This window comes from Blautia sp. 1001283B150304_161114_C9 (assembly GCF_015668165.1).
Lineage (GTDB): Bacteria > Bacillota > Clostridia > Lachnospirales > Lachnospiraceae > Blautia_A > Blautia_A wexlerae.
This window is the reverse complement of the sequence record NZ_JADPGO010000029.1, coordinates 39,741-49,105: the sequence shown is the minus strand read 5'-3', so window position 1 is coordinate 49,105 and position 9,365 is coordinate 39,741. Positions and strand designations below refer to the sequence as shown.

13 protein-coding genes are annotated in these 9,365 nt (G+C 40.6%); 10 read left to right on the top strand and 3 right to left on the bottom strand.

Annotated elements, in window-relative coordinates; translation table 11 throughout:
- Window positions 1–387: 387 nt before the first annotated feature.
- The 3 genes from I4V44_RS17645 to I4V44_RS18335 are packed head-to-tail and all read right to left on the bottom strand — an operon-like array spanning window position 388 to window position 1,150.
- A complete protein-coding gene (locus I4V44_RS17645) occupies window positions 388–774 on the bottom strand; it encodes a hypothetical protein (RefSeq protein ID WP_243100866.1) in 387 nt (128 codons plus the stop codon).
- 35 nt (window positions 775–809) lie between these two features.
- Entirely contained in the window at window positions 810–980 is a 171-nt protein-coding gene (locus I4V44_RS17640) for an MATE family efflux transporter (protein ID WP_243100867.1), read from the bottom strand.
- Window positions 980–1,150 (bottom strand): substrate-binding domain-containing protein, encoded by a 171-nt coding sequence (locus tag I4V44_RS18335; protein WP_243100868.1) that lies wholly within the window; start codon window positions 1,148–1,150, stop codon window positions 980–982. Before I4V44_RS18335 ends, I4V44_RS17640 begins: the two co-directional genes overlap by 1 nt.
- A 405-nt stretch (window positions 1,151–1,555) precedes the next feature.
- On the opposite strand from I4V44_RS18335, the gene I4V44_RS13650 reads away from it, so the two are divergent.
- The 10 genes from I4V44_RS13650 (at window position 1,556) to I4V44_RS13600 (ending at window position 9,356) form a co-directional block, all read left to right on the top strand.
- Window positions 1,556–1,768 (top strand): helix-turn-helix transcriptional regulator, encoded by a 213-nt coding sequence (locus I4V44_RS13650; protein ID WP_117992074.1) that lies wholly within the window; start codon window positions 1,556–1,558, stop codon window positions 1,766–1,768.
- Window positions 1,758–2,216, top strand: coding sequence for a DUF6773 family protein (locus tag I4V44_RS13645; RefSeq protein WP_330600964.1), 459 nt, complete (start codon window positions 1,758–1,760; stop codon window positions 2,214–2,216). Before I4V44_RS13650 ends, I4V44_RS13645 begins: the two co-directional genes overlap by 11 nt.
- Before the next feature lie 77 nt (window positions 2,217–2,293).
- Window positions 2,294–3,127, top strand: a complete 834-nt coding sequence (locus tag I4V44_RS13640; RefSeq protein WP_118588048.1) for an alpha/beta fold hydrolase — start codon at window positions 2,294–2,296, stop codon at window positions 3,125–3,127.
- A gap of 368 nt (window positions 3,128–3,495) precedes the next feature.
- Window positions 3,496–3,735: a DUF3791 domain-containing protein gene (locus I4V44_RS13635; protein ID WP_044951932.1), complete on the top strand. Its 240-nt coding sequence runs from the start codon at window positions 3,496–3,498 to the stop codon at window positions 3,733–3,735.
- A gap of 53 nt (window positions 3,736–3,788) precedes the next feature.
- A complete protein-coding gene (locus tag I4V44_RS13630; RefSeq protein WP_271724933.1) occupies window positions 3,789–4,022 on the top strand; it encodes a DUF3990 domain-containing protein in 234 nt (77 codons plus the stop codon).
- The gene (locus I4V44_RS13625; RefSeq protein WP_008706659.1) at window positions 4,019–4,261 is read left to right on the top strand and encodes a DUF3791 domain-containing protein; all 243 of its coding nucleotides are present in this window, start codon (window positions 4,019–4,021) and stop codon (window positions 4,259–4,261) included. Before I4V44_RS13630 ends, I4V44_RS13625 begins: the two co-directional genes overlap by 4 nt.
- A gap of 68 nt (window positions 4,262–4,329) precedes the next feature.
- On the top strand, window positions 4,330–4,626 hold the full coding sequence (locus I4V44_RS17635) for an alpha/beta fold hydrolase (RefSeq protein WP_243100870.1): 297 nt from the start codon (window positions 4,330–4,332) through the stop codon (window positions 4,624–4,626).
- 98 nt (window positions 4,627–4,724) lie between these two features.
- On the top strand, window positions 4,725–7,316 hold the full coding sequence (gene clpB / locus I4V44_RS13610) for an ATP-dependent chaperone ClpB (protein WP_118572450.1): 2,592 nt from the start codon (window positions 4,725–4,727) through the stop codon (window positions 7,314–7,316).
- Window positions 7,317–7,490 (top strand): DUF4250 domain-containing protein, encoded by a 174-nt coding sequence (locus I4V44_RS13605; protein WP_008706656.1) that lies wholly within the window; start codon window positions 7,317–7,319, stop codon window positions 7,488–7,490. It begins immediately after the preceding gene.
- A gap of 426 nt (window positions 7,491–7,916) precedes the next feature.
- A complete protein-coding gene (locus I4V44_RS13600; RefSeq protein WP_196002855.1) occupies window positions 7,917–9,356 on the top strand; it encodes a sodium:proton antiporter in 1,440 nt (479 codons plus the stop codon).
- The last annotated feature ends 9 nt before the right edge of the window (window positions 9,357–9,365 follow it).

The following is a 9,365-nucleotide window of genomic DNA, read 5'->3' as shown; positions in this document are numbered from 1 at the left end:
CTCACCCTGACTCTCTATATACTGATGGATTGTTTCAACAGGTGCTATATTTCAAAGATTTCTTTTGTTCTCTCTGACATCTTATCGTCCAGCATCTTTCTGCTATATTTCATAACCAGAATCAAATAAAAACACTGAATGAGAATTATTATCTAAACTCATTATGTACACTCACTTATTGCTTATTTCGACCGTCCAAATCCCAAGAGCATATTGTTCTTTTTCTATTATAATATATTTATTGTATCAGAACAAGTGTTTTTGCGATTTTTTATGAATTTGAGCAGACATGCTCGAATGTGCAATTCATCCCATCACCTATAGAAGGCCACTGAAAAAGTCCTTTTTTCGTATAAATCAACACAAAATAAAGTACATCAGTCAATATTAAGGCACTATATATAGTATGCAAAAACAGTTTTTCAGTGGCGTCCCTATAGAGGTGAGGGAATTCTTGCTACGGTTGTTAAAGACAATTAACGATACAGCAAGCCTGAATAATTCCTCCGTGGTAAGCAATGTATATACACCAACAATTCCCCACTTGAATACATATGCTGCAAGCAGACACAGTGGAATTCCGATACACCATGTGCCAACAATATCAATGATCATAATGATTTTGGTGTTACCGCCACTTCTTATAATGCCTCCGCCAAGTATCATATTTTCCACCTTGACCGGAGCATACAAGGCAAATACGATAAGCAGTGTCTTTCCAAGAGCTTTTACGCAGTCATCAACACGATATAATCCGGTATATACTCCAGCCAAAAGAATGAGTAAAGCCGATACCGTTACCGCACCAATCACCACTGAAAAATCAGTGAAAAATTACCACATAATCCAACTGCCGATATATTTGTCTCGCCTAACTGTCCAATCATGATCTGGTCAACAATTGAAAATGATGCCTGCAGCATACTTTGCAATGTGACAGGAATTGCTATTTTACACAACGATTTCATAAATTTTGACATTATAATTTCCTCGTACTTTCCCTTTTTATTAAATCAATCGGTAACACGATTTCTGTCTTATATTCTGCTCCATCGCGCATTGCCTCCAGACATTCAATTGCCGCTTTCGCCCTTAAGCTAGCTTCCTGATGAATCGTTGTGAGGGAAGGATTGCTTTCCCTGCTTGCCATGTTATCATCAAAGCCGATGATCTGGATATCCTCTGGAATCCGAATGTTCTTTCCTTTCTAACTCTGTTCTGTGTCATTTCCATTCCTTCTTCTGCGATATTATGATTATATGGTACATTGTAAATATGGAATTTACAATGGTTAAGCGCATAACCCATTACAAAATTTGTACTCGATTTTTGTGGTATTTTACTATTACATAACGCATTTTCAGCAATTTGGATACACCTGAAAGAGTACTTATGGACATAAAAATGACAGGGAATTTTCTTATCGTGAAGTAAAAATTCAATTATGGGTTAATCATTAAGGGCATTCTTATCTTAATATACAAGACAAAAAAAGTAAAATATAATTGACATTATGGAAAAGAAATGTTACTTTATAAATGGAGGTGAACATAAAGTGGCAAAAAATATTGCGATAAAAGTGGCAAGGGCTGAAAAAGATATGACGCAAAAGGTCTTAGCAGAAGCTGTTGGTGTTTCAAGGCAAACTATAAATGCTATTGAAAAGGGAGAATATAATCCCACAATAAAACTGTGTCGTAAAATTTGTCGCGTATTAGATAAACGTTTAGATGATTTATTCTGGGAGGATGAAGAGGATGAAAATTAGGAAAATGAAAAGTAATTTAGATGAACGTCAGGAACTAAAACTTCTTAAAATCGAACATAATGGATGTTGGATTGCTTTTTGGGGATTGCTGATTGTAATGGCAATACAAATGATAGTGGGGAATGACAGTATCAAGAATCTTGCCGGAGAAGGGGCTGTACTTATGAGTCTTGCCTTTTATCTTTTGGTTGCATGTATCCGAAATGGAATCTGGGACAGGAGATTGAAACCGAATTTCAAGACGAATGTCATAGTCAGTAGTATTGCGGCAGTGTTGACAGGAATTATATGGTTTAGTGTTTCCTATCGGAATTACCATAAACTTATTGGTTCAATTGCAACCGGAATTATTATGTTTGTGCAGGTGGAAATCTTATGTTTATTAGCATTAATGATATCTTCTAAAATATATAAAAGAAGAGTACAGAAACTTGAGGAAGATGAGTGATATATGAAGTAGAAGATATTAATGATATCTGGAAATGATAAATCATTGGGAAATGGTTTATGGAAAGGGGGCGAAAAATGACAGAAAACAGTTACAAGACGCCCTGTGGCTGCATCCATTATTTTGTAAATATAATAGATAAACAGAGAATTACGTTAGTGTTCTTACCGGGACTTACGGCAGACCATAGGCTTTTTGAGAAGCAGACAGAATATTTTGAGAATAAACAGAATGTGTTTGTATGGGATGCACCATCACATGCATTATCCAGACCATTTACGAATAATTACGGCCTGTCTGATATGGCAGAATGGCTTTATGAAATTTTAGCAAAAGAAGAAATTTATAATCCAATCATTATCGGTCAGTCTATGGGTGGATATCTGGCCCAAATGTATATGGAATTATATCCGGATAAGATAACGGGGTTTATCTCCATTGATTCTGCACCGCTTCAAAAGTCTTATATGACTGCAATGGAAATATGGCTTCTTGAAAGAGTAGAGCCATTATACAGAATATATCCATGGAAAGCTCTTCTTAGGGCTGGTTCAAGAGGGTGCTCTGAGACGGACTATGGTCAGAATCTTATGCGAAAGATGATGATGGCCTATGACTCAGAGCATAAAGAATATGCAAGGCTCGCTGGCTTCGGGTACAGAATGCTTGCTGAGGCAATTAAAGCAGATTTGCCATATCATATCAGTTGTCCGGCATTACTTATCTGTGGAGAAAAGGATAAAGCGGGATCTGCAAAAAGTTATAATAAGAAATGGCATCAGAGGGAAGGTTTATCGCTTAAATGGATAAAGAATGCCGGTCATAATTCCAATACTGACCAGCCGGATGAAGTAAACAGACTTATAGAAAAATTTATCAGCGAGATAGATAGGAAAGGAGTGCCCGGATGAAATTAAATATACAGTGGAAAAAGTATTATATGGAATTGCATTGATAGTTATTAGTATAATATTGGCTGCCCTGCATTTTATTGTGGCTGGAAAAGGTATCGGATATTTTACTTCTGGCATTATTGCAGTTATATCGGTATCTACTTGGGATTCAAGCGTGAGTTTTCCAAACTTATCGGATTCTTGGTAGTTGCCTTAGTAGCCGTTGGTCTTGTATTCAATACGTCCGGCGTAAAAGACGTATTGTTACAGTTATTCAATAAGATTATTGGAGCGTAAATTTAGTATTGTTATTGTGCGGACATTTGCATATAATAAAGATAAAAGCGTTCAAATGGAGAACAGTGATTCCGAAGGAGGGCTTGTAGATTATGACAGATGAAAAAATCAAAAATTCCAGTGAGCTGGAGTTTGCTGTTTTTTGCATTGAAAATGTAGCGGCAAAGCTGGGTGTGAATGCAGAGCGTGTTTATCAGGCATTTACCGAACAGAGTAATATTTTGAACGGCTATATTGTGCCGGAATATGAAATGTTGCATACCCAGAGCAGGGAATATATTGTTGATGACCTCCTTGACGTGATGAAAGAAAGGGGTGTAGAAGTATGATTCTCTATCATGGTTCTTTCTCGCTGAAATTCGATTCTTAATCCGAAGAATGGCTGGATTTTATTTTGAACTGCCGCAGCGGGAAAGATTCGACCGATTACGACCTGGTTGTGGGTGGTGTTGCCAATGATAAGGTGTTCAATACTGTGGAGCTGTTCTTTGACGGGCTGATTGATAAGACGGAAGCTATCAACCGCCTGCGTTATGAAAAGCCGAATCTGCAAATAAGTTTCCGCACAGAAAAAGCATTGTCTTTATTGCATTTTGAAGGGAGTGAAACATTATGACAGCGAATCCGATTTTGCTTCAGAAAAAATATAGCCGTGTTATTGAATGCTTTGCTAAACAGCAGGGGCTCTCGCTGGATGCGGCATTGGATTTCTTTTATCATTCCCAGGTTTATCAGCTGATTCGTGACGGTGTTTCTGATATGCACTGCATGAGCGATGCATATTTGGCAGAGGAACTGGAACAAGAATATGCCGGGAAAGTGCCTGTAAATGTGGTAGTAAAGGATATGATTTAAAGCAGTCTTTCATTTAGGATCGACTGCTTTTTTCATATTCAAAATTAAAAAGAAAGGACTGAATTACGATGGAAGAGAAACTTCCTTTTGCTGGCGACATTGTAAGGACAACTTCTGTCAGACGATTAAACAAGCTGTACTTTGCTTATATGAATTTATCGCCAGAAGTTCAGCAGGCTTATAAAGAGTTGATTCTCTATTGTGGCGGTGTTGAGGATTTATTGCAGAAATCAGAAATATGGATAAAGAATGCTGGTCATAATTCCAATACGGACCAGCCGAATGAAGTAAACAGACTGATAGAAAAATTTATCAGCGAGGTAGATAGGAGAGGAGTTGAAAAAAAATTAGCACTCACATCTTGACAGTGCTAACAACATGTGTTATATTACATGCAGAACAAAGAAAACAACATATTTCTCCTTCGGGAGAGATATTTCTCATATAAGAGGAGGGTTAGCCTATGAATATCAGTAAATTTACACAGAAATCCGTACAGGCTGTCCAGGATCTGGAGAAGGTTGCTTATCAGTTTGGCAACCAGGAGATTGAAGAGGAGCATCTTTTATATGCTCTGCTGGAACAGGAAGACAGCCTGATTCTTAAACTGATCGAGAAGATGGAGATAGATAAGGATTATTTTAGAAATTCTCTGAATCAGGCACTGGATGCTAAGGTTAAGGTATCTGGCGGTGAGCTTCGTTTCGGACAGTATCTGAACAAGGCTCTGGTCAGTGCAGAGGATGAAGCCAAGGCAATGGGTGATGAATATGTCTCTGTAGAGCATTTATTCCTTGCTTTGTTGAGATATCCAAGTCCAAGCATGAAGAAACTGTTTCAGGAATTTGGCATTACTAAGGAGCGTTTCCTGCAGGCACTTTCTACAGTACGAGGCAATCAGCGTGTAGTCAGCGACAATCCGGAAGCTACTTATGATACTTTGAATAAATATGGCGAGGATTTAGTTGAAAAGGCACGTAACCAGAAGCTGGATCCTGTGATCGGACGTGATGAAGAAATCCGTAATATCATTAGAATCCTTTCTCGTAAGACCAAGAACAATCCGGTGCTTATCGGTGAGCCTGGTGTAGGTAAAACAGCAGCAATCGAGGGTCTTGCACAGCGAATCGTGGCAGAGGATGTGCCGGAAGGTCTGAAGGATAAGAAGATTTTTGCCCTGGACATGGGTGCTCTGGTAGCAGGTGCCAAATACAGAGGTGAGTTTGAGGAACGTCTGAAAGCAGTCCTTGAAGAAGTAAAGAAGAGTGAAGGAAACATTATTCTTTTCATTGATGAGTTACATCTGATCGTTGGTGCAGGTAAGACAGACGGAGCTATGGATGCCAGCAATATGCTGAAGCCTATGCTTGCCAGAGGTGAGCTTCACTGTATCGGTGCCACAACTCTGGATGAGTATCGTCAGTATATTGAGAAAGATGCCGCTCTGGAACGTCGTTTCCAGCCCGTTATGGTAGATGAACCTACAGTGGAGGATACCATTTCCATCCTTCGTGGTCTGAAGGAGAGATATGAGGTCTTCCATGGTGTTAAGATCACAGACAGTGCACTGGTTGCAGCAGCTACACTTTCACATAGATATATCACAGACCGTTTTCTTCCTGATAAGGCTATTGACCTGGTGGATGAGGCCTGTGCCCTGATCAAGACAGAGTTGGACTCCATGCCTTCAGAACTGGATGAACAGCGCCGTAAGATCATGCAGTTGGAGATTGAGGAATCTGCACTGAAGAAAGAGACAGATAACCTGAGTAAGGAACGTCTGGAAGCACTTCAGAAGGAGCTGGCAGAGCTTCGTGATACCTTTAATACCCAGAAAGCACAGTGGGATAATGAGAAGCATTCTGTAGAGAAATTACAGAAGCTTCGTGAGCAGATCGAGGATGTAAATAAGCAGATCCAGAAAGCAAAACAGAACTATGATCTGGAGAAGGCCGCACAGTTACAGTACGGTGAGCTCCCGAAGTTACAGCAGCAGCTGGAAATCGAAGAAAAGAGTGTCAAAGAAAGTGACAGAAGTCTGGTTCATGAGGCAGTTACTGATGATGAGATCGCAAGGATCATTTCCAGATGGACCGGTATTCCTGTAACAAGACTGACAGAAGGCGAGAGAGCCAAACTCCTCACTCTGGAAGATCAGCTTCACAAGAGAGTTGTAGGCCAGGATGAAGGTGTGAAGAGGGTTACAGATGCAATCCTTCGTTCCAAAGCCGGCATCAAGGATCCGACCAAACCTATCGGTTCCTTCCTGTTCCTTGGTCCTACAGGTGTAGGTAAGACAGAGCTTGCCAAAACTCTGGCAGAGAATTTGTTTGATGATGAACAGAATATGGTCAGAATTGATATGAGTGAATACATGGAGAAGTATTCTGTATCCAGACTGATCGGAGCGCCTCCGGGATATGTAGGATATGAGGAGGGCGGCCAGCTTACTGAGGCAGTCCGCCGTAAACCATACAGTGTTGTACTTTTCGATGAGATTGAGAAAGCACATCCGGATGTGTTTAACGTACTGCTGCAGGTACTGGATGATGGCCGTATCACAGATTCTCAGGGACGTACAGTTGACTTTAAGAATACAATTCTTATCATGACTTCCAACATCGGTTCTCCGTATCTGCTGGATGGTATTGATGAGAATGGTGAGATCAAACCTGAGGCTCAGAGTCAGGTTATGGATGACCTGAGAGGCCATTTCCGTCCGGAATTCCTGAACCGTCTGGATGAAATAATTATGTTCAAGCCCTTGACAAAATCCAATATTGGTAAGATAGTAGACTTGATGGTCGGCGAGCTTGACAAACGTCTTGCAGACCAGGAGCTTTCCCTGGAACTGACAGATGCAGCCAAGGATCAGGTTATCGAGAATGGCTATGACCCGGTATATGGTGCACGTCCGTTGAAGCGCTATCTGCAGAAATATGTAGAGACTCTTGCGGCGAGAAAGATTTTGTCCGGAGATGTTCACGCAGGTGATACTCTGGTGCTGGATGTTCAGAATGGGGAATTCATTGTTACGGTAAAGGACGGAAACTAAATGATACCCAAAGATCCAATGATTCTGCTGAGTTATGTAAATACTCAGCTCAGGGATTACTATGATTCCCTGGAAGCACTCTGTACATGCAGAGGACTGAAGAAAGACGAACTGGTGGCGAAGATGCATTCCATCGACTATGAGTATGATGAAGCAACCAATCAGTTCATATAAGAAATATGCGAAATGCTCTCTGACAGCGGGAATTGCTGTTGGGGAGCATTTTTCGTATTGCATATAAGAAAGATCCCTGCTTTAATTGCCAAAAAGTGATAAACTGCGGAGCAGTTATTGGGTCATGTGTTTCAAAATCAGTACAATCTTAAAAAATAGATAAGGCAGTACAAAAAAATGTCAGTAATAAAGATTAAATCGTTAAAATATAAACGAAAATAATCAGGGAATATGTAAAAAATGTATAAAAAAACAGGAAATAAAGTATAAATATTCACTATCCACACAATTGATTTTTGTATGCTGTATGATATAATTGCATCTGTAAAAAACAAGCGCATATTAAATAGGAAGAAACACATATATGAAAAAAATCTCCTGAATGATAATCGCGCTGTACGAAAATACAATATGGAGGTGGCAGTTTTGAAAAAGTTGGTGACCGTACTGGGTGCTTTTTTTGCAGTTCTTCTGGCTTGTCCGTTGAGTGTATTTGCGGCAGAAGGCAGTAAAGCACCATTTACAGTACCTGTATGGCTTTGCATTCCCTTTGCAGGGCTTTTGTTATGTATTGCAGTGATGCCTCTGGTGAAAGCGGAGTGGTGGGAGTCTCATCAGCCACTGGTTGTTGCCTTATGGATCATTCTGATGGTGGTTCCATTTGCTTTCGTTTATGGAGCCGGAAAGACTGCAGAGACAGTTCTGGACTGTATTGTGAATGATTATCTTACATTCATCATTCTGTTATTCGGCCTGTTCTGCGTATCAGGTAATATTACCATGGAGGGTGATTTCGCAGGTTCCCCCCGTGTTAATGTGGGCCTGCTTGCACTGGGAACTCTTCTGGCAAGCTGTATCGGTACCACCGGTGCCAGTATGCTGATGGTACGTCCGGTAATTAAAATGAATTCATGGAGAAAGAGAAAAGGACATATTATGATCTTCTTTATCTTCATGGTTTCCAATATGGGTGGATGTCTTACCCCGATCGGAGATCCGCCGCTGTTAATGGGATTTATGCGAGGTGTTCCATTCTTCTGGAGCCTGCATCTGTTCCCTGTACTGATCTTTAATATGGTCATTTTGCTGTTTGTATTTTATCAGATTGATAAACGTTCCTACAGAAAGGATATTGCAAATGGACGTAAACCGGATATCCGTAAACCGGGTACTCAGTTCCGTCTGGATGGACTGCACAATATCATCTTCCTTGTGATGATCGTTGGCGCGGTAATCTTAAGCGGTGTACTTCCGGGAATGTCCGCATTCCAGGATGCTGCAGGCAATGTAAGAGGCATTCATCTTTTTGGAGAAGTAACCCTGACATTCCCGGCACTGATTGAGATTGTAATCATATTGCTTGCTGCTTTTCTTTCCTTTAAGACAACAGATAAGCAGATCCGTATCAGAAACCATTTTACCTGGGGCGCGATCCAGGAGGTTGCGGTTTTATTCATCGGTATTTTTATCACCATGCAGCCTGCATTGATGCTTCTGAAAGCGGTAGGACCGAATCTGGGAGTTACTGAACCGGCAGAGATGTTCTGGGCAACCGGTGCACTTTCCAGTTTCCTGGATAACACACCTACTTATCTGGTATTCCTTACAACAGCAGGAACGCTGGCATTTACCAATGGAATCACAACTACACTGGGAACAGTACCTACCAAGATTCTGTCTGCCATTTCCTGTGGTGCGGTATTCATGGGTGCCAACACTTATATCGGAAATGCCCCGAACTTTATGGTAAAGGCAATCTCTGATGAGAATGGTGTGAAGATGCCGTCATTCTTCGGATATATGCTGTGGTCTGTTGCATTTCTGGTTCCGGTGTTTATTATCGATATGTTTGTATTCTTTTTATAAGGAGGGAGG